General features: G+C 66.8%; 37 protein-coding genes. 2 read left to right on the top strand and 35 right to left on the bottom strand.

The features are described from left to right. Window positions 1–53: 53 nt before the first annotated feature. Genes ACFVAE_RS15445 through ACFVAE_RS15435 form a run of 3 tightly spaced genes read right to left on the bottom strand, consistent with a single transcriptional unit; the run spans window position 54 to window position 3,164 of the window. A complete protein-coding gene (locus tag ACFVAE_RS15445) occupies window positions 54–1,601 on the bottom strand; it encodes a tripartite tricarboxylate transporter permease (protein WP_378893981.1) in 1,548 nt (515 codons plus the stop codon). Next, on the bottom strand, window positions 1,601–2,149 hold the full coding sequence (locus ACFVAE_RS15440; RefSeq protein WP_378893979.1) for a tripartite tricarboxylate transporter TctB family protein: 549 nt from the start codon (window positions 2,147–2,149) through the stop codon (window positions 1,601–1,603). Before ACFVAE_RS15440 ends, ACFVAE_RS15445 begins: the two co-directional genes overlap by 1 nt. 1 nt (window position 2,150) lies before the next feature. Continuing rightward, on the bottom strand, window positions 2,151–3,164 hold the full coding sequence (locus ACFVAE_RS15435) for a Bug family tripartite tricarboxylate transporter substrate binding protein (protein ID WP_378893977.1): 1,014 nt from the start codon (window positions 3,162–3,164) through the stop codon (window positions 2,151–2,153). Window positions 3,165–3,330: 166 nt separating this feature from the next. On the opposite strand from ACFVAE_RS15435, the gene ACFVAE_RS15430 reads away from it, so the two are divergent. Then, window positions 3,331–4,599, top strand: a complete 1,269-nt coding sequence (locus tag ACFVAE_RS15430) for a PAS domain-containing protein (RefSeq protein ID WP_378893974.1) — start codon at window positions 3,331–3,333, stop codon at window positions 4,597–4,599. A 37-nt stretch (window positions 4,600–4,636) separates the two neighbouring features. Next, window positions 4,637–6,214, top strand: coding sequence for an AMP-binding protein (locus tag ACFVAE_RS15425; RefSeq protein WP_378893972.1), 1,578 nt, complete (start codon window positions 4,637–4,639; stop codon window positions 6,212–6,214). Between the two features lie 63 nt (window positions 6,215–6,277). Here the strand turns inward: ACFVAE_RS15425 and rplQ are convergent, their stop codons facing one another. From rplQ to ACFVAE_RS15265, 32 genes are all read right to left on the bottom strand, one after another. Further along, a complete protein-coding gene (gene rplQ / locus ACFVAE_RS15420) occupies window positions 6,278–6,940 on the bottom strand; it encodes a 50S ribosomal protein L17 (protein ID WP_378893969.1) in 663 nt (220 codons plus the stop codon). A gap of 29 nt (window positions 6,941–6,969) precedes the next feature. Continuing rightward, window positions 6,970–7,959, bottom strand: a complete 990-nt coding sequence (locus tag ACFVAE_RS15415) for a DNA-directed RNA polymerase subunit alpha (RefSeq protein ID WP_378860120.1) — start codon at window positions 7,957–7,959, stop codon at window positions 6,970–6,972. A 122-nt stretch (window positions 7,960–8,081) separates the two neighbouring features. Beyond that, the gene (gene rpsK / locus ACFVAE_RS15410) at window positions 8,082–8,480 is read right to left on the bottom strand and encodes a 30S ribosomal protein S11 (RefSeq protein WP_071644012.1); all 399 of its coding nucleotides are present in this window, start codon (window positions 8,478–8,480) and stop codon (window positions 8,082–8,084) included. Window positions 8,481–8,507: 27 nt separating this feature from the next. After that, on the bottom strand, window positions 8,508–8,882 hold the full coding sequence (gene rpsM, locus ACFVAE_RS15405) for a 30S ribosomal protein S13 (RefSeq protein WP_116241763.1): 375 nt from the start codon (window positions 8,880–8,882) through the stop codon (window positions 8,508–8,510). Between the two features lie 161 nt (window positions 8,883–9,043). Further along, the gene (rpmJ, locus tag ACFVAE_RS15400) at window positions 9,044–9,160 is read right to left on the bottom strand and encodes a 50S ribosomal protein L36 (protein ID WP_071644008.1); all 117 of its coding nucleotides are present in this window, start codon (window positions 9,158–9,160) and stop codon (window positions 9,044–9,046) included. Window positions 9,161–9,225: 65 nt separating this feature from the next. Beyond that, a complete protein-coding gene (gene infA / locus ACFVAE_RS15395) occupies window positions 9,226–9,447 on the bottom strand; it encodes a translation initiation factor IF-1 (RefSeq protein WP_018171468.1) in 222 nt (73 codons plus the stop codon). Between the two features lie 178 nt (window positions 9,448–9,625). Next, window positions 9,626–10,294 carry a DsbA family protein gene (locus ACFVAE_RS15390; RefSeq protein ID WP_378893966.1) on the bottom strand — a complete coding sequence of 223 codons (669 nt, stop codon included), beginning with the start codon at window positions 10,292–10,294 and terminating at the stop codon, window positions 9,626–9,628. 172 nt (window positions 10,295–10,466) lie between these two features. Next, a complete protein-coding gene (gene map / locus ACFVAE_RS15385) occupies window positions 10,467–11,315 on the bottom strand; it encodes a type I methionyl aminopeptidase (RefSeq protein ID WP_378893964.1) in 849 nt (282 codons plus the stop codon). A 1-nt stretch (window position 11,316) separates the two neighbouring features. Further along, on the bottom strand, window positions 11,317–11,925 hold the full coding sequence (locus ACFVAE_RS15380) for an adenylate kinase (protein ID WP_378893962.1): 609 nt from the start codon (window positions 11,923–11,925) through the stop codon (window positions 11,317–11,319). After that, entirely contained in the window at window positions 11,922–13,244 is a 1,323-nt protein-coding gene (gene secY / locus ACFVAE_RS15375) for a preprotein translocase subunit SecY (RefSeq protein WP_378893959.1), read from the bottom strand. The genes ACFVAE_RS15380 and secY overlap by 4 nt, the downstream gene beginning before the upstream one ends. Window positions 13,245–13,358: 114 nt before the next feature. Continuing rightward, window positions 13,359–13,913: a 50S ribosomal protein L15 gene (rplO, locus tag ACFVAE_RS15370; protein WP_378856454.1), complete on the bottom strand. Its 555-nt coding sequence runs from the start codon at window positions 13,911–13,913 to the stop codon at window positions 13,359–13,361. Beyond that, window positions 13,913–14,098: a 50S ribosomal protein L30 gene (rpmD, locus tag ACFVAE_RS15365; protein WP_157310497.1), complete on the bottom strand. Its 186-nt coding sequence runs from the start codon at window positions 14,096–14,098 to the stop codon at window positions 13,913–13,915. Before rpmD ends, rplO begins: the two co-directional genes overlap by 1 nt. Further along, the gene (gene rpsE / locus ACFVAE_RS15360; RefSeq protein ID WP_116241755.1) at window positions 14,098–14,790 is read right to left on the bottom strand and encodes a 30S ribosomal protein S5; all 693 of its coding nucleotides are present in this window, start codon (window positions 14,788–14,790) and stop codon (window positions 14,098–14,100) included. Before rpsE ends, rpmD begins: the two co-directional genes overlap by 1 nt. Further along, window positions 14,787–15,146, bottom strand: a complete 360-nt coding sequence (gene rplR / locus ACFVAE_RS15355; RefSeq protein WP_116241754.1) for a 50S ribosomal protein L18 — start codon at window positions 15,144–15,146, stop codon at window positions 14,787–14,789. The genes rpsE and rplR overlap by 4 nt, the downstream gene beginning before the upstream one ends. Before the next feature lie 2 nt (window positions 15,147–15,148). Beyond that, window positions 15,149–15,685 (bottom strand): 50S ribosomal protein L6, encoded by a 537-nt coding sequence (gene rplF / locus ACFVAE_RS15350; RefSeq protein WP_157310496.1) that lies wholly within the window; start codon window positions 15,683–15,685, stop codon window positions 15,149–15,151. A gap of 6 nt (window positions 15,686–15,691) precedes the next feature. After that, window positions 15,692–16,090: a 30S ribosomal protein S8 gene (gene rpsH, locus ACFVAE_RS15345; protein ID WP_116241752.1), complete on the bottom strand. Its 399-nt coding sequence runs from the start codon at window positions 16,088–16,090 to the stop codon at window positions 15,692–15,694. Window positions 16,091–16,223: 133 nt separating this feature from the next. Beyond that, complete coding sequence (gene rplE / locus ACFVAE_RS15340) at window positions 16,224–16,814, bottom strand: 50S ribosomal protein L5 (RefSeq protein WP_116241751.1); 591 nt, start codon at window positions 16,812–16,814, stop codon at window positions 16,224–16,226. Continuing rightward, on the bottom strand, window positions 16,814–17,173 hold the full coding sequence (rplX, locus tag ACFVAE_RS15335; protein WP_116241750.1) for a 50S ribosomal protein L24: 360 nt from the start codon (window positions 17,171–17,173) through the stop codon (window positions 16,814–16,816). The genes rplE and rplX overlap by 1 nt, the downstream gene beginning before the upstream one ends. A 2-nt stretch (window positions 17,174–17,175) precedes the next feature. Beyond that, window positions 17,176–17,544, bottom strand: a complete 369-nt coding sequence (gene rplN, locus ACFVAE_RS15330) for a 50S ribosomal protein L14 (RefSeq protein WP_116241749.1) — start codon at window positions 17,542–17,544, stop codon at window positions 17,176–17,178. Beyond that, window positions 17,541–17,840, bottom strand: coding sequence for a 30S ribosomal protein S17 (gene rpsQ / locus ACFVAE_RS15325; RefSeq protein ID WP_157310495.1), 300 nt, complete (start codon window positions 17,838–17,840; stop codon window positions 17,541–17,543). Before rpsQ ends, rplN begins: the two co-directional genes overlap by 4 nt. Then, window positions 17,840–18,154 carry a 50S ribosomal protein L29 gene (gene rpmC, locus ACFVAE_RS15320; protein WP_378893956.1) on the bottom strand — a complete coding sequence of 105 codons (315 nt, stop codon included), beginning with the start codon at window positions 18,152–18,154 and terminating at the stop codon, window positions 17,840–17,842. Before rpmC ends, rpsQ begins: the two co-directional genes overlap by 1 nt. Beyond that, window positions 18,154–18,573, bottom strand: coding sequence for a 50S ribosomal protein L16 (gene rplP / locus ACFVAE_RS15315; RefSeq protein WP_157310494.1), 420 nt, complete (start codon window positions 18,571–18,573; stop codon window positions 18,154–18,156). The genes rpmC and rplP overlap by 1 nt, the downstream gene beginning before the upstream one ends. Further along, window positions 18,573–19,337, bottom strand: coding sequence for a 30S ribosomal protein S3 (rpsC, locus tag ACFVAE_RS15310; protein WP_116241745.1), 765 nt, complete (start codon window positions 19,335–19,337; stop codon window positions 18,573–18,575). Before rpsC ends, rplP begins: the two co-directional genes overlap by 1 nt. Next, window positions 19,337–19,735, bottom strand: coding sequence for a 50S ribosomal protein L22 (rplV, locus tag ACFVAE_RS15305; protein ID WP_116241744.1), 399 nt, complete (start codon window positions 19,733–19,735; stop codon window positions 19,337–19,339). Before rplV ends, rpsC begins: the two co-directional genes overlap by 1 nt. 34 nt (window positions 19,736–19,769) lie before the next feature. Continuing rightward, window positions 19,770–20,051: a 30S ribosomal protein S19 gene (gene rpsS / locus ACFVAE_RS15300; protein ID WP_116241743.1), complete on the bottom strand. Its 282-nt coding sequence runs from the start codon at window positions 20,049–20,051 to the stop codon at window positions 19,770–19,772. A gap of 12 nt (window positions 20,052–20,063) precedes the next feature. Further along, window positions 20,064–20,903, bottom strand: coding sequence for a 50S ribosomal protein L2 (rplB, locus tag ACFVAE_RS15295; RefSeq protein WP_157310493.1), 840 nt, complete (start codon window positions 20,901–20,903; stop codon window positions 20,064–20,066). Window positions 20,904–20,923: 20 nt separating this feature from the next. After that, a complete protein-coding gene (gene rplW / locus ACFVAE_RS15290) occupies window positions 20,924–21,247 on the bottom strand; it encodes a 50S ribosomal protein L23 (RefSeq protein WP_378856470.1) in 324 nt (107 codons plus the stop codon). Continuing rightward, window positions 21,244–21,906, bottom strand: a complete 663-nt coding sequence (rplD, locus tag ACFVAE_RS15285) for a 50S ribosomal protein L4 (RefSeq protein ID WP_157310492.1) — start codon at window positions 21,904–21,906, stop codon at window positions 21,244–21,246. Before rplD ends, rplW begins: the two co-directional genes overlap by 4 nt. A 2-nt stretch (window positions 21,907–21,908) precedes the next feature. Continuing rightward, window positions 21,909–22,568: a 50S ribosomal protein L3 gene (rplC, locus tag ACFVAE_RS15280; RefSeq protein WP_378893954.1), complete on the bottom strand. Its 660-nt coding sequence runs from the start codon at window positions 22,566–22,568 to the stop codon at window positions 21,909–21,911. Between the two features lie 8 nt (window positions 22,569–22,576). Continuing rightward, complete coding sequence (gene rpsJ, locus ACFVAE_RS15275; RefSeq protein WP_018171443.1) at window positions 22,577–22,885, bottom strand: 30S ribosomal protein S10; 309 nt, start codon at window positions 22,883–22,885, stop codon at window positions 22,577–22,579. 335 nt (window positions 22,886–23,220) lie between these two features. Then, complete coding sequence (locus ACFVAE_RS15270; RefSeq protein ID WP_378893952.1) at window positions 23,221–23,715, bottom strand: hypothetical protein; 495 nt, start codon at window positions 23,713–23,715, stop codon at window positions 23,221–23,223. Between the two features lie 73 nt (window positions 23,716–23,788). Continuing rightward, on the bottom strand, window positions 23,789–24,013 hold the full coding sequence (locus ACFVAE_RS15265) for a hypothetical protein (protein WP_378893949.1): 225 nt from the start codon (window positions 24,011–24,013) through the stop codon (window positions 23,789–23,791). Window positions 24,014–24,081 lie beyond the last annotated feature (68 nt).

Here is a 24,081-nt window from a genome sequence, read left to right as displayed (position 1 = left end):
CGTCTCGGCACCGCACGCCCGCGTTTCGTCGCGGGCGCACGGTGCCGAGGGGCTCAGATCTCCTGATCGGCGAGCATCGGCACCGAGATCGACTCGGTGAGGTGCTTCTCGTACCGCGCCTGGCGGCGACGCAGCCAGAGCGCGCCGACGACGAGCACCGCGAGGAAGGCATACGCGGTGGCGGCGAACGGCTGCAGGACCAGTGTCGAGAGGTCGCCCTGGCTCAGCTGGAGCGCCTGCCGCATGAACGCCTCGCCCATCGGGCCCAGGATCATGCCCACCACCAGCGGCGCCACCGGGTACCCGTATCTGCGCATGAAGTACCCGAGCAGCCCGATGATCACGAGGATCACGATGTCGCTGATCAGGAAGTTCAGCGCGTAGGCGCCGAACGCGGCGAACATCAGGATGCCGGCGTAGAGGTACGGCCGAGGGATCTGCAGCAGCTTGACCCACATGCCGACCAGCGGCAGGTTCAGCACGATCAGCAGCAGGTTCCCGACATACAGGCTCGCCACGAGTGCCCACACCAGGGCGGGCTGGTTCGTGAACAGCTGCGGCCCCGGCTGGATGCCGTACGACTGCAGCGCGACGAGGATGATCGCGGCCGTCGCCGTGGTCGGCAGACCGAGGGTGAGCAGGGGCACCAGCACGCCGGCTGCGGCGGCGTTGTTCGCCGCTTCCGGCCCTGCCACGCCCTCGATCGCACCGCGACCGAACTCGCCCTTGCGCTTGGAGAGCTTGCGCTCGGTGGCATACGAGAGGAACGTCGCGACGTCGGCGCCGCCTGCGGGGATGGTGCCGATCGGGAACCCGATCGCCGTGCCGCGCAGCCAGGGCCTCCATGAGCGCTTCCAGTCGTCCCTGGTCATCCAGTTGCGCCATCCCTTCGTCACGGGGATCACGTCGATGCCGCCGTGCCGCAGCCGTGATGCCACGTACAGCGTCTCTCCCACGGCGAACAGCCCCACGGCGACGAGCACCACGTTGATGCCGTCGCCGAGTTCCGGCAGCCCCAGCGTGAACCGCTGCTGGCCGGAGAGCACATCGGTGCCGACCATGCCGAGGAAGAGCCCGACCGCCAGCGAGACGAGGCCGCGCGAGACCGACTTGCCCATCAGCGCGCCGACCGTGATGAACGCGATGACGATCAGTGCGAACTTGTCGGCGGGGCCGAGGCTCACGGCGAACTGCGCGAGCACCGGGGCGAGCAGGGTGAGACCGACGGTGGCGATCGTACCGGCGACGAACGACCCGATCGCCGCGGTCGCGAGTGCCGCGGCACCCCGACCGAGCTTGGCCATCCTGTTGCCCTCGATCGCTGTGACGATCGACGCCGATTCACCGGGTGTGTTCAGCAGGATGCTGGTGGTCGACCCGCCGTACATCCCGCCGTAGTAGATGCCGGCGAACGTGATCATCGCTGCGGTGGCGTCCAGCGTGTAGGTGAGCGGCAGCAGCAGCGCCACCGTCATCGCCGGCCCGACTCCGGGGAGCACACCGACCGCGGTGCCGATGAAGACGCCGATGAACGCCCACAGCAGGTACTCCGGCTGCAGCGCGGTGGCGAATCCGTCCAGGAGGAGTCCCCAGCTGTCCATCAGAACATCCCTCCCAGCCATCCGAACACTGGCCCCCACGGCAGCGAGAGGCCGAGCAGCCCGGCGAAGACGATCTGCACGACGAGTGCGACCGCGAGTCCGACGACGAACCCGAGCCACCAGCGCTTGGCCCCGAGGGCCCAGGCGACGATGCCGAAGAGCACGGCGGCCGCAGGGGCCCATCCGATCAGCTCGAGCAGCAGCAGGTGCGCGACCAGAGCGCCCACGATCTCGGCGAGCGTCAGCCAGTCGGTCTTCGCGTCGGGGTCGATGTCCTCGCCCTCTTCGAGTTCCGCACGGCGGCCGCGCAGCACGCCGACGAGCACGGCGACGGCGGATCCGATCAGCAGCACCGAGACGGCGATGGGGAACACGGTCGGGCCGACGGTCACTCCGACGGGTACGTGGATGCTGAAGGCACCGGCCAGAGCGGCGATGCCCAGCGCGAGCATGAGCAGGGCGAAGACGAGTTCGCCGACGGGAACCCGAGAGGCGGGCCGAGTGTCCTCGGCCCGCCCGTCGGCCCCCGCGAGCGGGGTGCTGCTCATGTCAGATCAGCCCGATGTTCTTCAGCGTGCCGGTGACATCGGACACGTTCTGCTCGACGAAGGCGTCGAGGTCGTCACCGGTGAGGAAGGCATCCGCCCAGCCCTTGGTCTCGAGCTCGCTCTTCCATGCATCCGAGTCGTGCATCTCGGTGACGATCCGTTCGAGCTCGGCCCGGTCGGCATCGGAGATGCCGCCGGGCGCGATCACGCCGCGCCAGTTGGTGAGCACCACGTCATAGCCCTCGTCGGTGATCGTGGGCACGTCGGGCAGCTGCGAGCTGGGCTTCTCGCTCGACACGGCGAGCGCGCGCATCTTGCCCGACTCGATGTGCTGCACGAATTCGCCGACGCCCGAGATGCCGGCGCCGACCTTGCCGCCGAGGATCAGCGACACGGCCTCACCACCGCCGGCGTTCGGGGTGTAGTTCAGCTTCTGCGGGATCTCCGCGCTGCTGAGCCCGGCCTCCTCGAGCAGGAGCCCGGCGAGGATGTGGTCCGCGCCGCCGGCCGAGCCGCCGGTCACGGTGACCTTCTGCCCCTTGTCGACGATGTCGTCCACCAGGTCCTTCAGGGTCTTGTACTTCGAGTCGGCGGGCACGACGACCACGAGCGGCTCGTCGGTCAGACGGGCGATCGGCGTGGTGTCCTCGAGGCGCACCTTCGAGTCGTTGGTCTCGATCGCGCCCACCATCACCAGGCCGTTGACCATCAGCGTGCCCGGGTCCTTCTCGTTCGCCAGCTGGGCGAGACCGATCGTGCCGCCCGCGCCGCCGACGTTGCTGACCGGCGCGGACTTCACGATCTTGTCCTCGGCGAGCACCTTCGCCATGGCGCGTCCGGTCTGATCCCAGCCGCCGCCCGGGTCGGCGGGGACGATGATCGAGACGTCGGTGATGCTGGACTTCCCGCCGTCGGCGGCCGGCTTCTCTGCCGTGCCGCCCTGCCCGGAGCATCCGGTGAGGGCGAGCGCCGCCGCTGCCGCGACGGCGATCAGAGTGATTCGGGTTCTGTTCATTGCGCTCCTCCTCGAGCGTTCAGGGACGCTGTCGAACGTAGGGGGCCGGATCGCCGTCGTCGCGCTTGCGAAACCATTGGTCGCGTTCCGAAAGTATTGGTCGCGAGATGGTTCTCGCCCTGGATGCGGTCCCTCGCGCGCACGGCGACAATGGAGTGTGCCCTCGATGACGAAGACGCATGCGTCGAAGATGACGCTCCGCGTGCAGCTGCTCCTGCTGCAGGCGGCGATCGTGTGCCTGGTCACCCTGATCGCGGGCATCACCGCCGGGTTCGTGCAGTGGGGCACCATCCGCGACGCCTATGAGGACCGGATGATGGCCGTGTCGAAGTCCATCGCCACGATGCCCGCCGTGATCGACGCATTCGACGACGCCGATCCGTCCGCGGCCATCCAGCCGCTCGCGGAGGCCATCCGCAGGGCGTCGGATCTCACCTACGTCGTCGTCGCCAACCCCGACGGCATCCGCTACTCGCACCCGGATCCCGAGAAGATCGGCCACCCGGTATCGACGGATGCCTCCGTGCCGCTGTCCGGCAGGATCTACACCGGAACGCAGACCGGGACCCTCGGCACGACCTGGCGCGTGAAGGTGCCGATCTTCCATGATGGCGAGGTGATCGGCACAGCATCGGTCGGCATCCTGGAGTCGCAGGGCCGCACCGAGTTCTTCGGCAATCTGGCCTGGATCATCGGCGCGATGCTCGCCGCCGTGGTGCTCGGCCTGTTCGGCTCGGCCTGGGTGGGCGCACTGATCCGGCGCCGCATTCAGGGCCTGGAGCCCGACGAGATCAGCGCCCTGGTGCGCAACCAGGAGACCACTCTGCACGGTCTCAGCGAGGGCGTCATCACGGTCGACGCCGCGGGCGTGGTCACGCTGGCGAACGACGCGGCTGCCCGCCTCCTCGACACGGATGCCGCTGAGCTGACCGGATCGCGCGCCGAGGACGTGCTCGGGCCGGAGCTCATCGAGGTGCTGCGAGAGGGCGAGGACGCCGGCCGTCCGGTGATCCTCGGGCCGCGCGTGCTCGTCGCCCGTTCGACGGGCGCCCGCGACGGCAGCGCGGCGGTGGACGCGACGCTGCTGCTGCGCGACCACACCGAACTGCACGACGTCGTGGCACGAGTGGAGGCCGCGGACGCCATCATCGCGTTCCGGCAGCGCGCAGGGCTGCCCAAGGGGCTGTCCGCGGAGACCCTGGAACGGGTGGCGGGTGCACTCGCGCAGCATCCGGACTCCTCCGCCTCCGAGCTCGGCGAGGTGCTGGAGATCTCGCGGGTGAGCACACGTCGCTACCTCGAGCACCTCTCGAGCACAGGACGCGCGGTGCGCTCCCTCGACTACTCGACCCGCGGACGCCCGGGCAGCCGTTATCGGATCAATGACGCCGCAACCGGATCCATTGAGACTGCGTCTCATTACATGAGACACTGAATCACAAACACCCGACGGGATGATCGAAGGAGATCACATGTTCCGCAGTCCGTACCCCGAGCTCGAAATCCCGAACGTCTCGATCTATGAGTACCTCTTCACCGGCCTCGACGACGCCGACCTCGACCGGATCGCGCTCGTCGACGGGATGTCGGGTGCGGAGACCACGTATCGCCGGCTGATCGGCCAGATCGACCTGCTCGCCGGCGCCCTCGCCGCGCGGGGCGTGGGCGTGGGCGACGTCGTCGGCATCCTGTGCCCGAACATCCCCGAGTTCGCCACGGTGTTCCACGGCGTGCTGCGCTCCGGCGCGACCGCCACCACGATCAACGCTCTCTACACGGCCGAGGAGGTCGGCAACCAGCTTGAGGACGCCGGCGCCGAGTGGCTCTTCACGGTCTCGCCGATGCTCCCGCAGGCGCAGGCCGCCGCCGCGCGCCGCGGCATCCCGGCCGACCACCTCGTCGTACTCGACGGCGCCGACGGACACCCCGGGCTGCGCGACCTGCTCTCCGAGGGCCACGCTGCTCCGGAAGTCGCCTTCGACCCCGCCACTCACCTCGCCGTGCTGCCGTATTCCTCCGGCACCACCGGCCGCCCCAAGGGCGTCATGCTCACCCACCGGAACCTGGTCGCGAACGTCGAGCAGGTGCGTCCCGTCACCGACATCGGCGTGAACGACCGGCTGCTCGCGGTGCTGCCGTTCTTCCACATCTACGGCATGACCGTGCTGCTGGACTTCGCGCTCAAGCAGCGCGCGGGCCTGGTGACGATGCCGAAGTTCGACCTGCTCGAGTTCCTGCGCATCATCCAGGAGCACCGCACGACCTGGGTGTTCGTCGCTCCCCCGATCGCGGTCGCCCTGGCGAAGCATCCCGTGGTGGACCAGTACGACCTCTCCGCGGTGAAGGTCGTCTTCTCGGGCGCAGCCCCGTTGGACGGCGCTCTCGCCGGAGCGGTCGCGAATCGCCTCGGCTGCGTCGTCGTGCAGGGCTACGGCATGACCGAGACGAGCCCGGCGGCGAACATCATCCCGGTCGACCGCACCGACATCGACCGCTCCACGATCGGCCCGCTGGTGCCGAACACCGAGGCGCGCTTGGTCGATCCCGACACCGGAGCGGACATCGAGCCCCCGGCCGAAGGCGCGAGCGAGCCCGGCGAGCTGTGGCTGCGCGGCCCGCAGATCATGACCGGGTACCTGAACCGCCCGGAGGCCACCGCCGAGATGCTGGACGCCGACGGCTGGCTGCACACCGGGGACGTCGCCACGGTCACCGCCGACGGCATCTTCCGCATCGTCGACCGCCTGAAGGAGCTCATCAAGTACAAGGGCTACCAGGTGGCGCCCGCCGTGCTCGAGGCGCTGCTGCTGGAGCATCCTCAGATCGCGGATGCCGCGGTGATCGGCGCGAACGACGCCGATGGCCAGGAGGTCCCCAAGGCGTTCATCGTGCTGCAGCAGGGGGCCGAGCTGAGTGCGGAGGACGTGATGGCGTTCGTCGCCGGCCGCGTCGCCCCGCACGAGAAGGTGCGCATGGTGGAGTTCATCGACGTCATCCCGAAGTCCTCGGCCGGCAAGATCCTGCGCAAGGATCTGCGCGCCAGGGCCTGACGCCGCACACGAAGAAGCCCGCCGCCCCGAGAGGGGCGGCGGGCTTCTTCGTGATGATGTGGCTTACTTGCCGGCCTCGGTGAAGCCTGCGGCCTCAGCGGCCTCGGCGGTGCGGAACCACACCTCGGCGACGGTCGCGTCGTACCACTGGCCGTCGGGGCGGTGGAACTTCATCGAGTCCTTGTTGCCCTTGATGTCGAAGCCCTCGGGAGCGGAGCCGTCCTCGAGCGGAGCGGCCGAGTCCTCACCGAACTCGCCGGCGACGAGCGCGGCGGGAGCGGCGGCCTCCTCAGCAGGAGCCTCCTCGACGACCTTCTCGGCCTTCGGGGCGGCAGCCTTCTTGGCGGCCTTCTTCTTCGGGGCGACGGGCTCGAGGACGAGCTCGATCACGGCCATAGGCGCGTTGTCACCCTTGCGGTTGCCGACCTTGGTGATGCGGGTGTAGCCGCCCTCACGGTCGGCGACCAGCGGCGCGATCTCGGTGAACAGCACGTGCGCGGCGTCCTTGTTGCTGCGCAGCACGGTCATCGCACGACGACGGGCGTGCAGGTCGCCGCGCTTGGCCAGCGTGACGAGGCGCTCGGCCAGCGGACGCAGGCGCTTGGCCTTGGTCTCGGTGGTCGTGATCGAGCGGTGCTCGAACAGCTGCGCAGCCAGGTTCGCGAGAAGCAGGCGCTCGTGAGCGGGGCCGCCTCCGAGGCGGGGACCCTTGGTGGGCTTAGGCATATTCGTTTACTCCAGGGAAAAAGGGGGGATCAGAAGGACTCGTCTTCGGAGCCGCCGTAGAAGTGGGCGCCGTCGAAACCGGGCACCGAGTCCTTCAGCGACAGACCGAGCGAGATGAGCTTGTCGCGCACCTCGTCGACCGACTTCTGCCCGAAGTTGCGGATGTTCATCAGCTGGGTCTCGGAGAGGGCGACCAGCTCCGCGACGGTGTTGATGCCCTCACGCTTGAGGCAGTTGTAGGAACGGACCGACAGGTCGAGGTCCTCGATCGGCATGGACAGCTCGCTGGAGAGCACTGCCTCCACCGGCGCCGGGCCGATCTCGATGCCCTCGGCCTCGACGTTCAGCTCGCGAGCGAGGCCGAACAGCTCGGTCAGGGTCTTCGCAGCCGAAGCGACGGCGTCGCGCGGGCTGATCGCGGACTTCGTCTCGACGTCAAGCACGAGCTTGTCGAAGTCGGTGCGCTCACCGGCACGGGTGGCGTCGACGCGGTAGCTGACCTTCAGGACCGGCGAGTAGATCGAGTCGACCGGGATCTGACCGGCCTCTGCGTACTCGTTGCGGTTCTGCGAGGCGGAGACGTAGCCACGACCGCGCTCGATCGTCAGCTCCAGCTCGAACTTCGCGGTGTCGTTCAGGGTCGCGATCACCAGGTCGGGGTTGTGCACCTCGACGCCGGCCGGAGCGGAGATGTCCGCAGCGGTGACCTCACCGGCGCCGGTCTTGCGCAGGTAGGCGGTGATCGGCTCGTCGCGCTCCGAGGAGACGACCAGCTGCTTGATGTTGAGGATGATCTCGGTGACATCCTCCTTCACGCCCGGGATGGTGCTGAACTCGTGCAGCACGCCGTCGATGCGGATCGTGGTGACCGCGGCGCCGGGGATCGACGAGAGGAGGCTGCGACGCAGCGCGTTGCCGATGGTGTAGCCGAAACCGGGCTCGAGCGGCTCGATCACGAAGCGGCTGCGGTTGTCGGCGAGCTTTTCCTCGTTCAGGGTGGGACGCTGTGCGATGAGCACTATGTGTTCCTTTCGATCACATGCCCGCTATATGACATGTGTTGGGTGAGGTGTTGAGTTGTCGAGAGTCGGCGGAAGGGATGCCGGCCCCGACGGATCGGTTCCGGCATCCCTGTCCGAGATCAGACGCGGCGGCGCTTCGGCGGGCGGCAGCCGTTGTGCGCCTGCGGGGTGACGTCCTGGATGGACCCCACCTCGAGGCCGGCGGCCTGCAGCGAGCGGATCGCGGTCTCGCGGCCGGAGCCCGGACCCTTCACGAAGACGTCGACCTTCTTCACACCGTGCTCGGCGGCCTGACGGGCGGCCGACTCGGCGGCCATGCCGGCCGCGTACGGGGTGGACTTGCGCGAGCCCTTGAAGCCCACGCCACCCGACGATGCCCAGCTGATGACAGCTCCGGACGGGTCGGTGATCGAGACGATGGTGTTGTTGAACGTCGACTTGATGTGGGCCTGGCCCAGCGCGATGTTCTTCTTCTCCTTGCGGCGCGGCTTGCGCGCGGCGGCCTTGGGTGCAGCCATGAAAGTGTTCTCCTATTCCCTGGCCGCTTAGCGGGCCTTCTTCTTACCGGCGACGGTGCGCTTCGGGCCCTTGCGGGTACGGGCGTTGGTCTTGGTGCGCTGACCGCGGACCGGGAGGCCACGACGGTGGCGGATGCCCTCGTAGGAGCCGATCTCGACCTTGCGGCGGATGTCTGCGGCAACCTCGCGGCGAAGGTCACCCTCCACCTTGTAGTTGCCCTCGATGTGGTCGCGGAGGGCGACGAGCTGGTCGTCGGTGAGGTCCTTGACGCGGATCGACTCGTCGATCTCGGTGGCCTTGAGGATCTCGACCGAACGGGTACGGCCGATGCCGTAGATGTACGTGAGGGCGATCACCACGCGCTTGTCGCGCGGGATGTCGACGCCGGCAAGACGTGCCATGCGGTAACTCCTGGAGTGTTGTGGAGGTGTGGAGCAGAATCCTTTCCCGGGCCTCCTACCCGGGGTGTCCCCCGCTTTCGCGGGATCCGACCTGCCTGTTCAGATATTGAGTTGTGTCCTTCGTCTCGCTGGCGCTCGCTCAGGAGCCGAGACGAAGACGCTCAGCCCTGGCGCTGCTTGTGACGCGGGTTCGACTTGCAGATCACCATGACGCGACCGTGACGACGGATCACGCGGCAGTGGTCGCAGATGGGCTTGACGCTGGGGTTGACCTTCATGTTTCTTCCTGTTCGCTGTCCTCACCGGGCAGGCGTGACCGCCTGGGGTGTTACTTCTCGACCGATCAGCGGTAGCGGTAGACGATGCGGCCGCGGGTCAGGTCGTAGGGCGAGAGCTCCACGACCACGCGGTCCTCGGGGATGATGCGGATGTAGTTCTGCCGCATCTTGCCGGAGATCGTTGCAAGAACCTTGTGCCCGTTGCTGAGCTCAACGCGGAACATCGCGTTGGGCAGAGCCTCGGATACAACGCCTTCGATCTCGATGACACCGTCTTTCTTAGCCATAGCCTCGCTGACGCTTCTGCAGATCGGTCGATCTGCGGTGGATGGATGGGTGGTGCTGGGACACGCCGAATCTAGGCGCAAGGCACCAAAGATCTATGATAGTCCGCTCCGGCGCATCCGGCAAATGCAGAACGCGGATGCGGAGCCTTCGCCCGCATCCGCGTTCACGCAGGGAGGATCAGCCGACCAGGTCGGTGAGCTTCTTGAAGTCGGCGTCGTCCTGCAGGTTGAGCTCCTTGCCGTTGAGCTTCACCGTCGGGGTGCCCTTGATGCCGTTCTCCGACGCCTGCGAGGCGCCGAACTTCTTGTACGTCTCGTCCATGATGCAGGACTCGACCTTGTCGGCACCCGCCTCCTTCGCGATCGACGCGATCTGCTCGTTCTTCAGGCCGGGTGTGTTCTCCGCCGGCTGGCTCGCGAACAGCGCCTTGGAGAAGGCGAGGTACTTGTCGGGCTGAGTGGATGCGACGCACACGGCCGCGCCAGCCGAGCGGGACGAGTACTCGGTGCCCTGAGAGAACCGGTCGAGGATCGCGATCGGGTGGTAGGTGAGGGTGATCTTGCCGTCGTCCGCAGCCTTCTCGAGCGCGGGGCCGAAGCTCTCCTCGAAGCTCTTGCAGGCAGGGCACTGGAAGTCGACGAACACGTCGACCTTCTCCTTGCCTTCGCCGAACGAGATGCCGCCGGTCTTCGCGTCGAACGACGAGTTGCTGGAGGGCGCCGTGCCGGGGCCGGTGGCCTGGTTGTTCAGGAACACCACAAATCCGCCGAGGGCGACGAGCACCACCACGACGGCGATGGACACTCCGATGGCGAACCAGTTGGTCTTGCGCTGCGCGTTGGCCATTGCTTTCCGTTCTGTCTGCAGGGGGCGTCCGCACGCCCGCATCCCCGCAATTGTGCCATTCGTTGACTATGGGCTCCATGTGAATGCATGGAGCGGCTCGCCCGCGAGAGCTCGCCGTCAACGCGCGGGGGAACGTGTGAGCACGGCGCGGTGCGGCACGCAGCGCGCCGTGCTACGGGATCGGGACCGGGACGACGCCGAAGGGCGCGAGCCCGGCGGCGCCTCCGTCGGCGGCGGTGAGGACCCAGATGCCGGCCTCGTGGCGGGCGATGCTGTGCTCCCAGTGCGAGCCGTCCGAGCCGTCGACCGTCGTGACGGTCCAGTCATCGTCCTCGACGAACGTCGCCTCTCCCCCGGCTGTGACCATCGGCTCGATGGCCAGCACGAGACCCGGACGGATCTCGGCACCGGCATCCGGCGTGCGGTAATTGAAGACGCTCGGCGCCTCGTGCATCTTGCGGCCGATGCCGTGCCCGACGTACTCGCGCAGGATGCCGTAGGCATCGCCTGAGACCGAGGAAGGTCCCTGTGCCTCGATGTACGTCTGGATCGCGTCGCCGAGCTGCCCGATGTGCGTCGCAGTCGCCATCGCGGCGATCCCCGCCCACATCGATCCCTCGGTCACGCGGGACAGCTCCTCACGGCGCGCGACGAGCTCGGGCTGCGCGGCATCCGGCACGACGATCGTGATGGCGCTGTCGCCGTTCCAGCCCTGGTACTGCGCACCGCAGTCGATCGAGACGATGTCGCCGGGCTGCAGCACGCGCTCACCGGGGATGCCGTGCACGACCTGGTCGTTGACCGAGATGCAGGTCGTGTGGCGGTACCCCCGGACGAGCTGGAAGTTCGACTCGGCACCGCGTCCGGTGATCACGCGGGACGCCGCGGCATCCAGCTCACCGGTCGTGATGCCGGGGCGCACCAGGGTGCGCACCTCGTCGAGTGCCGCGGCCGTGATCAGGCCGGGCTCGACCATCGACCGGAGCTGCGCCGGCGACTTGTAGATCGAGCGTCGGAACACGTCAGACCAGCACGCGCAGGCCGCGGGCGTCCAGCGCCGCGACGATGCGCTCGGCGATGTCGTCGAGCGAGCCGACGCCGTCGATGCGGTCGACGATGCCACGAGCCTCGTAGACCGAGATGATCGGGGCCGTCTCGTGCTCGTAGATGTCCAGGCGGTGCGCGATGGCCTCGTCGGTGTCATCGGAGCGGCCCTGCTCGGTCGCGCGCAGGCGCAGGCGGGTCAGGCTCTCCTCACGCGGCACGTCCAGCAGGATGACCGCGTCGAGCGCCTGGCCGTGCTCCTGCAGGAACGCGTCCAGGTGCTCGACCTGGTGCGTGTTGCGCGGGTAGCCGTCGAGCAGGAAGCCGTTCGCGGCGTCCTCCTGCGACAGGCGGTCGCGCACGATCTCACTGGTCAGCTCGTCGGGCACCAGGTCGCCGGCATCCAGGATGGCGGTGACCTTCTGGCCCAGCTCGGTTCCTGCCTTGATGTTCGCGCGGAAGATGTCGCCGGTGGAGACCACGGGGATCCCGTACGCGGCGGCGATGCGCACGCCCTGCGTGCCCTTGCCGGAGCCCTGCGGGCCCACGATCAGAAGGCGAGCGGTGGACTGTGCGGATGCCGTCATCGGAGGAGCCCTTCGTAATGGCGCTGCTGCAGCTGCGCGTCGATCTGCTTCACGGTCTCGAGCCCGACACCCACGATGATGAGGATCGAGGCACCGCCGAACGGGAAGTTCTGGTTGGCCTGCACGGTCGAGAGCGCGATCAGCGGGATCAGCGCGATCAGACCGATGTAGAGAGAACCGGGGAACGTGATGCGCGTCAGCACGTAGTCGAGATACTCGGCGGTCGGACGTCCGGCGCGGATGCCGGGGATGAAGCCGCCGTACTTCTTCATGTTGTCGGCGACCTCGACCGGGTTGAACGTGATCGCCACGTAGAAGTAGGTGAAGCCGATGATCAGCAGGAAGTACACCAGCATGTAGAGCGGGCTGTCGCCGGTGGTGAAGTTCTGCGAGATCCAGGTGACCCACTCGGGCGGCGCGCTGCCGTCGGTCGGGGTGTTGAACTGCGCGATCAGCATCGGGATGTACAGCAGCGACGAGGCGAAGATGATCGGGATCACACCCGCCATGTTCACCTTCAGCGGGATGTAGGTGTTCGTTCCGCCGTAGGTGCGGCGTCCGACCATGCGCTTCGCGTACTGCACTGGGATACGGCGCTGCGACTGCTCGACGAAGACCACGAGGGCCATCACGATGATTCCGACGATGAGGACCATGAGGAAGACCTCGAAGCCCTTCGCCTCCCAGATCGCCCACATGGCGGCCGGGAAGGTGGCGGCGATCGACGTGAAGATCAGCAGGGACATGCCGTTGCCGATGCCGCGCTCGGTGACGAGCTCGGCGAACCACATGATCAGTCCGGTACCGGCGGTCAGCGCGAAGATCATCAGCAGCTGCGCCCACCACACGTCGTTGGTGAGGAGCGCCTGGCAGGACGGATCGCTCGCGGATCCGAACAGCTGGCCGCTGCGCGCGACGGTGACCAGCGTGGTCGACTGCAGCAGCGCGAGCGCGATGGTCAGGTAACGGGTGTACTGCGTGAGCTTCGCCTGGCCCGCCTGGCCCTCCTTGTGGAGGGACTCGAAGTGCGGGATGACGACGCGCAGCAGCTGAACGATGATCGTCGCGGTGATGTACGGCATGACGCCGAGCGCGAAGATCGACAGCTTGAGCAGGGCGCCGCCGGAGAACAGGTTGACGAGCCCCAGGAGGCCCTCGGTGCCGGCACTGGCAGCGAGACAGGTCTCCACGTTGGGGAAGTCCACGAACGGAGCGGGAACGTTGGAACCCAGGCGGTAGAGGGCGATGATCGCCAGGGTGAAGCCGATCTTCCGCCGCAGGTCGGGCGTGCGGATGATCCGCGCGATAGCGCTGAACAAGAGTTTTCCTCCTGAGTGGGGATGCCGGCCTAGATCTCGCGGCCGAAAGTCCAGGGTAACGCACAGGAGGGGCCGGAGAATCTCCGACCCCTCCTGGTGCTGGTCACCAGACGGTCACTTGATGGAACCGCCGGCGGCGACGATCTTCTGCTCGGCGCTGCCCGAGACCTTGTCGACCGAGACCGTGAGCTTGACGGAGATCTCTCCGTCACCCAGGACCTTGACCTTCTCGTTCTTGCGAACGGCACCCTTGGCGACGAGGTCGCTGACGGTGACGTCGCCACCGGTCGGGTACAGCTCGGCGAGCTTGTTCAGGTTCACGACCTGGTACTCGACGCGGAACGGGTTCTTGAAGCCGCGCAGCTTCGGGGTGCGCATGTGCAGCGGCATCTGCCCACCCTCGAATCCGACGCGAACGGTGTTGCGAGCCTTGGTGCCCTTGGTGCCGCGACCGGCGGTCTTGCCCTTGGAGCCCTCACCGCGACCGACACGGGTCTTCGCGGTGTTGGCGCCGGGGACCGGACGCAGGTGGTGGACCTTCAGAACGCCGGGACGCGACGCCGGAGCATCCTTCGTCTCAGCCTTCTTCGCGGGCGCCTTCTTGGCGGCGGTCTTCGGAGCGGCCTTCTTGGGTGCCTTCTCCTCGACTGCTTCGTTCTTCTCAGCCATTAGTCGATCTCCTCAACCTTGACGAGGTGAGCGACGGTCCGGACGTAGCCGCGCGTCTGCGCGTCATCCGGACGGACGACCGAGTCGCCGATCTTCTTGAGACCGAGCGAACGCAGCGTGTCGCGCTGGTTCTGCTTCTCGCTCACCTTGGACTTGACCTGGGTCACCTTCAGACGAGCGGCCATCAGGCACCCACCTTCTGTGCGGCGGCGGCCGCAGCGGCCTTCGCCTCGTTGCGGATGATGATCTCCGGCACGACGGCGTCGTAGTCGAGGCCACGACGAGCGGCCACGGCGCGGGGCTCCTCAAGAGCCTTCAGCGCGGTCACGGTCGCGTGCACGATGTTGATCGTGTTCGACGAGCCGAGCGACTTCGACAGGACGTCGTGGATTCCGGCGCACTCGAGCACGGCGCGGACCGGACCACCGGCGATGACACCGGTACCGGCAGCGGCCGGACGCAGCAGCACCACACCGGCGGCGGACTCGCCCTGCACCGGGTGCGGGATGGTCGAGCCGACGCGCGGGACGCGGAAGAAGTTGCGCTTGGCCTCTTCGACACCCTTCGAGATCGCCAGGGGGACCTCGCGGGCCTTGCCGTAGCCGACGCCCACCAGACCGTTGCCGTCACCGACGACCACGAGAGCGGTGAAGCTGAAGCGACGACCACCCTTCACGACCTTCGAGACGCGGTTGATGGTGACGACGCGCTCCAGGAACTGGTTGTCGCCACGGTCGCGCGAGTTGCGGTCGCGACCCTGGTTGCGGTCACCGCGGCCACCGCGACGGTTGTCGCGCTGCTCGCGAGCCGGCTCAGTCGCCTGAGCCTCGGCAGCGGGCTGCTGCTCGGTCACTTCGTTCTCCTTGTTGTCACTCACAGTGCCAGCCCCCCTTCACGGGCGCCGTCTGCGATCGCCGCGACGCGGCCGGCGTAACGGTTGCCACCGCGGTCGAACACGACCTCGGAGACGCCGACGGCCTTCGCACGCTCGGCGACGAGCTCGCCGACCTTGCGGGCCTTGGCGGTCTTGTCACCGTCGAAGGTGCGCAGCTCGGTCTCGAGCGTCGATGCGGATGCCACGGTGTGGCCCTTGCTGTCGTCGACCAGCTGCACGAAGACGTGGCGGGCCGAACGGGTGACGACCAGGCGCGGACGCGCCTCGGTGCCGACGATCTTCTTGCGAAGACGGGCGTGACGACGCGCGCGGGCGTCGGACTTCGACTTCACAGCCATGGTTACTTACCAGCCTTTCCGGCCTTGCGACGCACGACCTCGCCGGCGTAGCGCACACCCTTGCCCTTGTACGGCTCCGGCTTGCGGATCTTGCGGATGTTCGCAGCCGCCTCGCCGACGGCCTGCTTGGAGATGCCGCTGACGGTCACCTTGTTGGTGCCCTCCACCGCGAAGGTGATGCCCTCCGGCGGGTCGACCAGCACGGGGTGCGAGAAGCCGAGAGCGAACTCGATCGAGTTGCCCTTCTGCTGCACGCGGTAACCGGTGCCGACGACCTCGAGGCCCTTGGTGTAGCCCTGGGTGACGCCGATGATGTTGTTGTTGATGAGCGTGCGGGTCAGGCCGTGAAGCGACCGCGACTCGCGCTCGTCGTCGGGACGGGAGACCAGAACCTGGTTCTCCTCGACCGCGACCTCGATGGGGCTGGCCACCTGCAGGGTGAGCTCACCCTTGGGGCCCTTCACCGCGACCTCACGGCCGTCGACCGAAACGGTCACGCCCGCGGGGATCTCGATGGGAAGTCGTCCAATACGCGACATATCAGGTCACCACACGTAGGCGAGAACTTCTCCGCCCACGCCCTTCTGCTCGGCCTGACGGTCCGTGAGGAGACCGGAGGAGGTGGACAGGATGGCGACGCCGAGGCCGCCGAGGACCTTGGGAAGCTCCGTGGACTTGGCGTACACGCGCAGGCCGGGCTTCGACACGCGCTTGATGCCGGCGATGGAGCGCTCACGGTTGGGGCCGTACTTGAGCGACATGGTGAGGGTCTTGCCCACGCGGGCGTCGGTCACCTCGAAGCCGGCGATGTAGCCCTCCTTCTGGAGGATCTCGGCGATGTGCGTCTTCAGCTTGCTCGACGGAAGCGACACGCTGTCGTGGTGCGCCGAGTTCGCGTTGCGCAGACGGGTCAGCATGTCTGCGACCGGGTCTGTCATTGTCATTGTGATTTTCCTTTGTTCATTGAGGTTCCGGCTGCCGTTACACGACAGACGGCCTGCGATGAGCACGCAATCTTCAATTGTACGTGCAATCGGGTGGGCCCGATGACCAGTGTCATCGAACCCACCCGAGGACTCACGCCGCGGCGTCGGCGGCCTTGAACGGGAAGCCGAGGTGGCGCAGCAGCGCACGGCCCTCGTCATCCGTCTTGGCCGACGTCACCACGGTGATGTCGAATCCGCGGACGCGGTCGATCTTGTCCTGATCGATCTCGTGGAACACGCTCTGCTCCGTGAGACCGAAGGTGTAGTTGCCGTTGCCGTCGAACTGCTGGGCCGACAGACCGCGGAAGTCGCGGATGCGGGGCAGTGCGAGGTTCACCAGGCGGTCCAGGAACTCCCAGGCGCGGTCACCGCGGAGGGTGACGTGCGCGCCGATGGCCTGGCCCTCGCGCAGCTTGAACTGCGCGATCGACTTGCGTGCCTTGGTGACGATCGGCTTCTGACCGGTGATCTTGGTGAGGTCGTCGACCGCACCATCGATCACCTTGGAGTCACGAGCCGCCTCGCCGACGCCGGTGTTGACGACAACCTTGACCAGTCCGGGGATCTGCATGACGTTGACGTAGCCGAACTCGTCCTGCAGGGCCTTCTTGATCTCGGTGTTGTACTTCTGCTTGAGGCGGGGCTGGATCTTGCCAGCCTCCACGGCAGTGGTGTCGCTCATCAGATGTCCTTACCCGACTTCTTCGCGTAGCGCACGCGGACCGTGCGCTTCACGCCGTCCTTCGTCTGCTCCTCGACGCGGTGACCGACACGGGTCGGCTTCTTGGTCGAGGGGTCGACGAGTGCGACGTTGGAAATGTGGATGGGCGCCTCGACGGTCTCGATGCCACCGGTCTTGGTGCCACGCTGCGTCTGGCCGACACGCGTGTGCTTGGTGACGTAGTTCACGCCCTCCACGACCACGCGGTTCTGCTCGACGAGGACCTCGAGGACCTTGCCCTGCTTGCCGCGGTCGCCGCCCTTGTCCTGCTTGCGGCCGGTGATGACCTCGACGAGGTCGCCCTTCTTGATGTTCGCCATGATCAGATGACCTCCGGGGCGAGCGAGACGATCTTCATGAACTTCTTGTCACGAAGCTCACGACCGACCGGTCCGAAGATGCGGGTGCCGCGGGGCTCCCCGTCAGCCTTCAGGATCACGGCGGCGTTCTCGTCGAACTTGATGTACGAGCCGTCTGCACGACGCGTCTGCTTCTTGGTGCGGACGATGACGGCCTTGACCACATCGCCCTTCTTGACGTTGCCGCCCGGGATCGCGTCCTTGACGGTCGCGACGATCGTGTCACCGAGACCGGCGTAACGGCGGCGCGAGCCACCGAGAACGCGGATGGTGAGCAGCTCCTTCGCGCCGGTGTTGTCGGCGACCTTGAGGCGGGACTCCTGCTGGATCACTTGGCCTTCTCCAGAATCTCCACCAGACGCCAGCGCTTGGTGGCGCTCAGCGGCCGGGTCTCGTTGATGAGGACGAGGTCGCCGATGCCGGCGGTGTTGTTCTCGTCGTGCGCCTTGACCTTCGACGTGCGGCGGATGACCTTGCCGTACAGCGGGTGCTTAACGCGGTCCTCGACCTCGACGACGATGGTCTTGTCCATCTTGTCGCTGACGACGTAGCCGCGGCGCGCCTTGCGGTAGCCACGAGCCTCGGCCTCGACGGCCGGGGTGGCTTCAGCAGCCTTCTTCTCAGCCATTACTCGGCCTCCTCCTTCGGCGCCTCAGCCTCTGCGGCCTTCTTCGCCTTCGCCTTGGACGCCTTCTTCTCCGGCGCCGCAGCGGGAGCCGGCGTCGCACGGATGCCGAGCTCGCGCTCACGGATGACGGTGTAGAGGCGCGCGATGTCGCGCTTCACGGTGCGGATGCGGCCGTGGCTCTCCAGCTGGCCGGTGGCCGACTGGAAGCGGAGGTTGAACAGCTCCTCCTTGGCCTTGCGCAGCTCCTCGACGAGGCGCTGGTCTTCGAACGTGTCGAGCTCTGCCGGAGCGAGCTCCTTGGTGCCGATCGCCATTACGCGTCGCCCTCCTCGCGCTTGATGATGCGTGCCTTGAGAGGCAGCTTGTGGATTGCTCGGGTGAGGGCCTCGCGTGCGAGCTCCTCGTTCACGCCCGCGACCTCGAAGAGGACGCGACCCGGCTTGACATTGGCGACCCACCACTCGGGGGAACCCTTACCGGAACCCATGCGGGTCTCAGCAGGCTTCTTGGTGAGCGGACGGTCGGGGTAGATGTTGATCCACACCTTTCCACCACGCTTGATGTGACGGGTCATCGCGATACGAGCTGCCTCGATCTGACGGTTGGTCACGTAAGCGGGGGTCAGAGCCTGGATACCGAACTCGCCGAAGGAGACCTTCGTGCCGCCGGTGGCCTGGCCCGTGCGCTTCGGGTGGTGCTGCTTGCGGTACTTGACCTTACGAGGGATAAGCATCAGGCAGACGCTCCTTCTGCGACGGGAGCCTCGTTGCGACGGTCACCGCGGTCGCCACGGGGGCCACGACGGTCGCCACGCTCGCGCGAAGGCTTCTGGTTGGCCTGCTCACGAGCAAGCTCCTTGTTGGTGAGGTCGCCCTTGTAGATCCAGACCTTCACGCCGATGCGGCCGAAGGTGGTCTTGGCCTCGTAGAAGCCGTAGTCGATGTTCGCGCGCAGCGTGTGCAGCGGCACACGACCCTCGCGGTAGAACTCGGAGCGGCTCATCTCCGCGCCGCCGAGGCGGCCGGAGACCTGGATGCGGATGCCCTTGGCGCCGGCGCGCTGAGCGCCCTGCAGGCCCTTGCGCATCGCGCGGCGGAACGCCACGCGAGCCGAGAGCTGCTCGGCGATGCCCTGGGCGACCAGCTGAGCGTCGGCCTCGGGGTTCTTGACCTCGAGGATGTTCAGCTGGATCTGCTTGCCGGTGAGCTTCTCGAGGTCGGCGCGGATGCGCTCGGCCTCGGCGCCGCGGCGGCCGATGACGATACCCGGACGAGCGGTGTGGATGTCCACACGCACGCGGTCACGGGTGCGCTCGATCTCGATGCCGGACACGCCGGCACGGTCGAGCTGCGTCTGCAGCAGCTTGCGGATCTTGATGTCCTCGGCGACGTAGTCGGCGTAACGCTGGCCCGGCTTCGTCGAGTCCGAGAACCAACGCGACACGTGGTCGGTCGTGATGCCGAGGCGGAAGCCGTACGGGTTGACCTTCTGGCCCATTACTTGCTCGCCTTCTTCGTCTCGGCGGCCGGAGCCGCCTCAGCGACCTCGGGGGTCGCCAGCACGACCGTGATGTGGCTCGTGCGCTTCTTGATCTGGAAAGCACGACCCTGGGCGCGGGGCTGGAAACGCTTGAGCGTCGTGCCCTCGTCGACGTACGCGTTCTTCACGTACAGGTCCTGCTCGTCGAGGTACTCGCCGTCACGATCAGCCTTCACCTGCGCGTTGGCCATGGCCGACGCGACAAGCTTGTAGATCGGCTCGCTGGCGCTCTGCGGAGCGAACTTCAGGATGGCCAGGGCCTCCTGAGCCTGCTTGCCCTTGATGAGCGCGACGACACGACGAGCCTTCTGAGGGGTCACGCGGATGTGTCGCACGCGTGCGATGGACTCCACCATTTCTCTCTCCTCTGTCTCTCAGACAGTCGCCGCGTCAGCGGCGACGGCCCTTCTTGTCGTCCTTCTCGTGGCCGCGGAAGGTGCGGGTGGGCGCGAACTCGCCCAGCTTGTGGCCGACCATGGTCTCGGTCACGAACACGGGGATGTGCTTGCGACCGTCGTGGACGGCGATGGTGTGTCCCAGCATGGCGGGGATGATCATCGACCGGCGCGACCAGGTCTTGATGACGTTCTTCGTACCGGCTTCGTTCTGACCGATCACCTTGCGAAGCAGGTGCTCGTCGACGAAGGGGCCCTTCTTCAGACTGCGTGGCATCTTCCTCTACTCCTACTTGCGCTTCTTGCCAGCGGTACGGCGACGCACGATGTACTTGTCGCTTTCCTTGTTGGCGTGACGGGTGCGGCCCTCGGCCTGGCCCCACGGGGAGACGGGGTGACGTCCACCGGAGGTCTTGCCCTCACCACCACCGTGCGGGTGGTCGACCGGGTTCATGGCGACACCGCGGACGGTCGGGCGGATGCCCTTCCAGCGGTTGCGGCCAGCCTTGCCCCAGTTGATGTTCGACTGCTCGGCGTTGCCGACCTCGCCGATCGTCGCACGGCAGCGCGCGTCGACATTGCGGATCTCGCCCGAGGGCAGACGCAGCTGAGCGTAGGGGCCGTCCTTCGCGACCAGACGCACGGAGGCGCCGGCCGAACGGGCCATCTTCGCACCGCCGCCGGGACGCAGCTCGATCGCGTGGATCACGGTACCGGTGGGGATGTTCTTCAGCGGCAGGTTGTTGCCCGGCTTGATGTCGGCCGAGGGACCCGACTCGACGATGTCGCCCTGCTTCAGCTTGTTCGGCGCGATGATGTAGCGCTTCTCGCCGTCGAAGTAGTGCAGCAGCGCGATGCGCGCGGTGCGGTTGGGGTCGTACTCGATGTGGGCGACCTTGGCGTTGATGCCGTCCTTGTCATTGCGACGGAAGTCGATGACGCGGTACTGACGCTTGTGGCCACCACCGATGTGACGGGTGGTGATGCGGCCCTGGTTGTTGCGACCACCGGTCTTGGAGAGCGGACGCAGCAGCGACTTCTCGGGCGTCGATCGGGTGATCTCGGCGAAGTCGGCCACAGACGAACCGCGGCGACCCGGGGTCGTGGGCTTGTACTTGCGAATAGCCATGTTTAGTCCTTATCCCCCGGTCAGCCGACTGCCGTGAAGATGTCGATGGTGCCGGACTTCAGCGTGACGATGGCGCGCTTGGTGTCCTTGCGCTTACCGGTGCCGAAGCGGGTGCGGCGGGCCTTGCCGACGCGGTTGAGAGTGTTCACGCCGGCGACCTTGACGCCGAAGATCTTCTCGATGGCGAGCTTGATCTCGGTCTTCGAGGCGCGGGTGTCCACGTAGAACGTGTACTTGCCCTCGTCGATCAGGCCGTAGCTCTTCTCGGAGACCACCGGGCCCAGGATGATGTCGCGCGGGTCCTTGTTGAAGGCCGCGGAGAGGGCGGATGCCTGCTCGGTCATGCCGAGACCTCCTCGGTTGCGCCGGTCTTCGAGGCGATGAAGCCCTCCAGAGCGGCCTGGGTGAAGACGATGTCGTCGGCGACGAGCACGTCGTAGGCGTTCAGCTGGTCGAACGTCAGCACGTGCACCTCGGAGAGGTTGCGCACGCTGAGCAGCGTCAGGTCGTCGCCGCGCTCGGTGACGATCAGGACGTTCTTCGACGGCGAGACCTGCGCGATCAGCGCGGCCGCGGCCTTGGTCGAGGGCGTGCCCTCGATGCCGAAGTTCTCGACGGCGTGCAGACGCTCACCGCGGAAGCGGTCGCTCAGCGCACCCAGCAGGGCGGCGGCGATCATCTTCTTGGGGGTGCGCTGCGAGTAGTCGCGCGGCTTCGGACCGTGGACGATGCCACCACCGGTCATGTGGGGCGCGCGGATCGAACCCTGACGGGCGTTACCCGTGCCCTTCTGCTTGAAGGGCTTGCGGCCGGCACCGGAGACCTCACCGCGACGCTTGGTCGAGTGGGTGCCCTGGCGAGCCGCCGCGAGCTGCGCGACGACGACCTGGTGGATGAGCGGGATGTTCGTCTTGACGTCGAACAGGGCGGCGGGCAGCTCGATCGAGCCGGCCTTCTTGCCGTCTGCCTTCAGGACGTCGAGCGCGAGAGTCGAGTCAGCCATGTTCAGGCACCCTTCACTGCGTTGCGGACGTAGACGATGCGGCCGCGAGCACCGGGGACGGCGCCCTTGACGAGCATGAGTCCCTTCTCGGCGTCGATGGCGTGCACCTTCAGGTTGAGGACGGTGACGCGCTCGCCACCCATGCGACCGGCCATGCGCATGCCCTTGAACACGCGGCTCGGGGTTGCCGAGGCGCCGATCGAACCGGGCTTGCGGTGGTTGCGGTGCGCACCGTGCGAGGCGGAGACGCCCTTGAAGTTGTGGCGCTTCATGACACCGGCGAAGCCCTTGCCCTTGCTCGTGCCGACGACGTCGACGAGCTGGCCGGCCTCGAAAGTGCCGTCGACCGTGAGCTCCTGACCGAGTGAGTAGTCAGCAGCATCCGCGGTGCGGATCTCGGTGACGTGGCGACGCGGCGTGACGCCGGCCGCCTCGAAGTGCTTCGCGAGCGGCTGGGTGACCTTACGGGGGTCGATCTGGCCGTAGGCGATCTGAACGGCGTTGTAGCCGTCCTTCTCGGGCGTGCGGACCTGCGTGACCACGTTCGGGGCGATCTCGATCACGGTGACGGGAACGAGCTTGCCGTTCTCATCCCAGACCTGAGTCATGCCGAGCTTGGTGCCGAGCAGGGCCTTGGAAACCTTGTTGTTGATGTCAGCCATGTCGAACCTCAGAGCTTGATCTCGATGTTGACATCGGCCGGCAGGTCGAGACGCATCAGCGAGTCGACGGCCTTGGGCGTCGGGTCGATGATGTCGATCAGACGCTTGTGGGTGCGCATCTCGAAGTGCTCGCGGCTGTCCTTGTACTTGTGCGGCGAACGGATCACAGCGATCACGTTCTTCTCCGTCGGAAGGGGCACGGGGCCCACGACGGTCGCGCCCGCACGGGTCACGGTGTCGACGATCTTGCGTGCCGACGAGTCGATCACCTCGTGGTCATACGACTTCAGGCGAATGCGGATCTTCTGTCCCGCCATTTGTCTGCTCACTCTCTTTAAGGCGTCTTACCTCTCCGGGCCGGGTGACCCGGGGGCATTGGACGCACGTCGGCGCTGTTGCGCCTGGCGCTTGCGCACCCTGTTCTCTTTTCACACGGAAGACGCCGGCACCCTGGTGCCCGCGTCTTCGAGTAGGAGATGTTCTGCTGCCCGCGGCCTAGATCCCTGCATGCCGAATCGTGAAGATCGGATGCCGTCTATGCACTGCCTGGCAGTGATCCCGCGCAGAGCGCAGGAATGTGGAACCTGTCTATTCTGCCATGCCGGATTCGACTACTGCAAACCCGGGCGTGTCGCGCGTCGTTCCGCGGTTCTCAGCCGCCCGCCTTCACGATCGGGATGTCGAACTCCGTGATGTCGACGAGGTCGGGGCATTGCGGTGCGCTCACAGTGATCACGCCCGTCACGCGATCAGGTCCGACGTTGCCGGAGCCCAGCTGGAGTGTGCTGGACATGTTGAGGCCGCCCGTCCCGGTGAAGACCACTTCCTGCTGCGGAACGGTGATCGCGACACTGCAGTTATGACTCTCGGTCGCGTTCAGATTGGGGATCGGCGGGTTGAAAGTGACCGTCGCGACGATCCCGTTGACGTCGACCGGCACACCGTCCTTGTAGACCGTGATCGTGTCGACGTACTGCCACGCTCCGGACGCGGGCAGGATCTCCTGGGTGACGGTGTACCCGGTGCACGCGTCACTCGCCGCACGTGCGGGGACCGCGATCGCGACAGCGGCGACCGGAACCGACCAGGCAGCGCCCTTGATGACGGTGCGCCGGCGCACGCCGCCCGTCGCTTCGTCCCCTGCCATGTGCCCAGTCTAATCTCCGTCACCCGGACATGCAGAACGGCGGGATGCCGCAGCATCCCGCCGTTCTGGAAGATCACTCGTTGCCGACGGCCTTGTCGACGTTGTCGCGCACGCCGTCGATCTGCTCGGCAGAGCCCGGGGCCACCTTCTTCGCGAGGTCGGCGGCGCCGTCCAGCACCTTGTCACTGATGTCCTCGGCCTGGTCGCTCTTCAGGGCCTCTTCGATCTTGTCCTTGTTCTGCTCGAAGAATTCCTTGCCCTTGTTGACCGCGTCGTTGAACGTGTCCTCGATGCCCATGCGGGTTCCTTCCCCCTTGTTCTGTACCGGCGGGTCGCCGGCGAACCCATTCTGCACGAAGAGCTCCG

The organism is Microbacterium sp. NPDC057659, from assembly GCF_042799915.1.
Lineage (GTDB): Bacteria > Actinomycetota > Actinomycetes > Actinomycetales > Microbacteriaceae > Microbacterium.
The sequence above is the reverse complement of the archived record's forward strand: the minus strand, read 5'-3'. Positions and strand labels throughout refer to the sequence as shown.

Excerpts from the sequence above, each read along its gene's own strand:
- rplX (WP_116241750.1), bottom strand. The coding sequence starts at position 17,173 with ATGGCGAACATCAAGAAGGGCGACCTCGTCGAGGTCATCACCGGCCGC.
- rplB (WP_157310493.1), bottom strand. The coding sequence starts at position 20,903 with ATGGCTATTCGCAAGTACAAGCCCACGACCCCGGGTCGCCGCGGTTCG.
- ACFVAE_RS15380 (WP_378893962.1), bottom strand. The coding sequence starts at position 11,925 with ATGACGGCATCCGCACAGTCCACCGCTCGCCTTCTGATCGTGGGCCCG.
- rpsS (WP_116241743.1), bottom strand. The coding sequence starts at position 20,051 with ATGCCACGCAGTCTGAAGAAGGGCCCCTTCGTCGACGAGCACCTGCTT.
- ACFVAE_RS15440 (WP_378893979.1), bottom strand. The coding sequence starts at position 2,149 with ATGAGCAGCACCCCGCTCGCGGGGGCCGACGGGCGGGCCGAGGACACT.
- rplV (WP_116241744.1), bottom strand. The coding sequence starts at position 19,735 with ATGGTGGAGTCCATCGCACGCGTGCGACACATCCGCGTGACCCCTCAG.
- rplP (WP_157310494.1), bottom strand. The coding sequence starts at position 18,573 with ATGCTTATCCCTCGTAAGGTCAAGTACCGCAAGCAGCACCACCCGAAG.
- ACFVAE_RS15445 (WP_378893981.1), bottom strand. The coding sequence starts at position 1,601 with ATGGACAGCTGGGGACTCCTCCTGGACGGATTCGCCACCGCGCTGCAG.
- rpsM (WP_116241763.1), bottom strand. The coding sequence starts at position 8,882 with ATGGCACGTCTTGCCGGCGTCGACATCCCGCGCGACAAGCGCGTGGTG.
- ACFVAE_RS15270 (WP_378893952.1), bottom strand. The coding sequence starts at position 23,715 with ATGGCAGGGGACGAAGCGACGGGCGGCGTGCGCCGGCGCACCGTCATC.
- rpsK (WP_071644012.1), bottom strand. The coding sequence starts at position 8,480 with ATGGCTGCACCCAAGGCCGCCGCGCGCAAGCCGCGCCGCAAGGAGAAG.
- rpmC (WP_378893956.1), bottom strand. The coding sequence starts at position 18,154 with ATGGCGATCGGCACCAAGGAGCTCGCTCCGGCAGAGCTCGACACGTTC.
- rpsH (WP_116241752.1), bottom strand. The coding sequence starts at position 16,090 with ATGACAATGACAGACCCGGTCGCAGACATGCTGACCCGTCTGCGCAAC.
- rpsJ (WP_018171443.1), bottom strand. The coding sequence starts at position 22,885 with ATGGCGGGACAGAAGATCCGCATTCGCCTGAAGTCGTATGACCACGAG.
- ACFVAE_RS15425 (WP_378893972.1), top strand. The coding sequence starts at position 4,637 with ATGTTCCGCAGTCCGTACCCCGAGCTCGAAATCCCGAACGTCTCGATC.
- rplQ (WP_378893969.1), bottom strand. The coding sequence starts at position 6,940 with ATGCCTAAGCCCACCAAGGGTCCCCGCCTCGGAGGCGGCCCCGCTCAC.
- rpmJ (WP_071644008.1), bottom strand. The coding sequence starts at position 9,160 with ATGAAGGTCAACCCCAGCGTCAAGCCCATCTGCGACCACTGCCGCGTG.
- rplO (WP_378856454.1), bottom strand. The coding sequence starts at position 13,913 with ATGGCTGAGAAGAACGAAGCAGTCGAGGAGAAGGCACCCAAGAAGGCC.
- ACFVAE_RS15265 (WP_378893949.1), bottom strand. The coding sequence starts at position 24,013 with ATGGGCATCGAGGACACGTTCAACGACGCGGTCAACAAGGGCAAGGAA.
- rplE (WP_116241751.1), bottom strand. The coding sequence starts at position 16,814 with ATGAGCGACACCACTGCCGTGGAGGCTGGCAAGATCCAGCCCCGCCTC.
- rplF (WP_157310496.1), bottom strand. The coding sequence starts at position 15,685 with ATGTCGCGTATTGGACGACTTCCCATCGAGATCCCCGCGGGCGTGACC.
- ACFVAE_RS15390 (WP_378893966.1), bottom strand. The coding sequence starts at position 10,294 with ATGGCCAACGCGCAGCGCAAGACCAACTGGTTCGCCATCGGAGTGTCC.
- infA (WP_018171468.1), bottom strand. The coding sequence starts at position 9,447 with ATGGCTAAGAAAGACGGTGTCATCGAGATCGAAGGCGTTGTATCCGAG.
- ACFVAE_RS15430 (WP_378893974.1), top strand. The coding sequence starts at position 3,331 with ATGACGAAGACGCATGCGTCGAAGATGACGCTCCGCGTGCAGCTGCTC.
- rplW (WP_378856470.1), bottom strand. The coding sequence starts at position 21,247 with ATGACCGAGCAGGCATCCGCCCTCTCCGCGGCCTTCAACAAGGACCCG.
- rpsQ (WP_157310495.1), bottom strand. The coding sequence starts at position 17,840 with ATGGCTGAGAAGAAGGCTGCTGAAGCCACCCCGGCCGTCGAGGCCGAG.
- rplD (WP_157310492.1), bottom strand. The coding sequence starts at position 21,906 with ATGGCTGACTCGACTCTCGCGCTCGACGTCCTGAAGGCAGACGGCAAG.
- rpsC (WP_116241745.1), bottom strand. The coding sequence starts at position 19,337 with ATGGGCCAGAAGGTCAACCCGTACGGCTTCCGCCTCGGCATCACGACC.
- ACFVAE_RS15435 (WP_378893977.1), bottom strand. The coding sequence starts at position 3,164 with ATGAACAGAACCCGAATCACTCTGATCGCCGTCGCGGCAGCGGCGGCG.
- rplR (WP_116241754.1), bottom strand. The coding sequence starts at position 15,146 with ATGGCTGTGAAGTCGAAGTCCGACGCCCGCGCGCGTCGTCACGCCCGT.
- rplC (WP_378893954.1), bottom strand. The coding sequence starts at position 22,568 with ATGGCTGACATCAACAACAAGGTTTCCAAGGCCCTGCTCGGCACCAAG.
- rpmD (WP_157310497.1), bottom strand. The coding sequence starts at position 14,098 with ATGGCCGCTCGTCTGAAGGTGACCCAGGTCAAGTCCAAGGTGAGCGAG.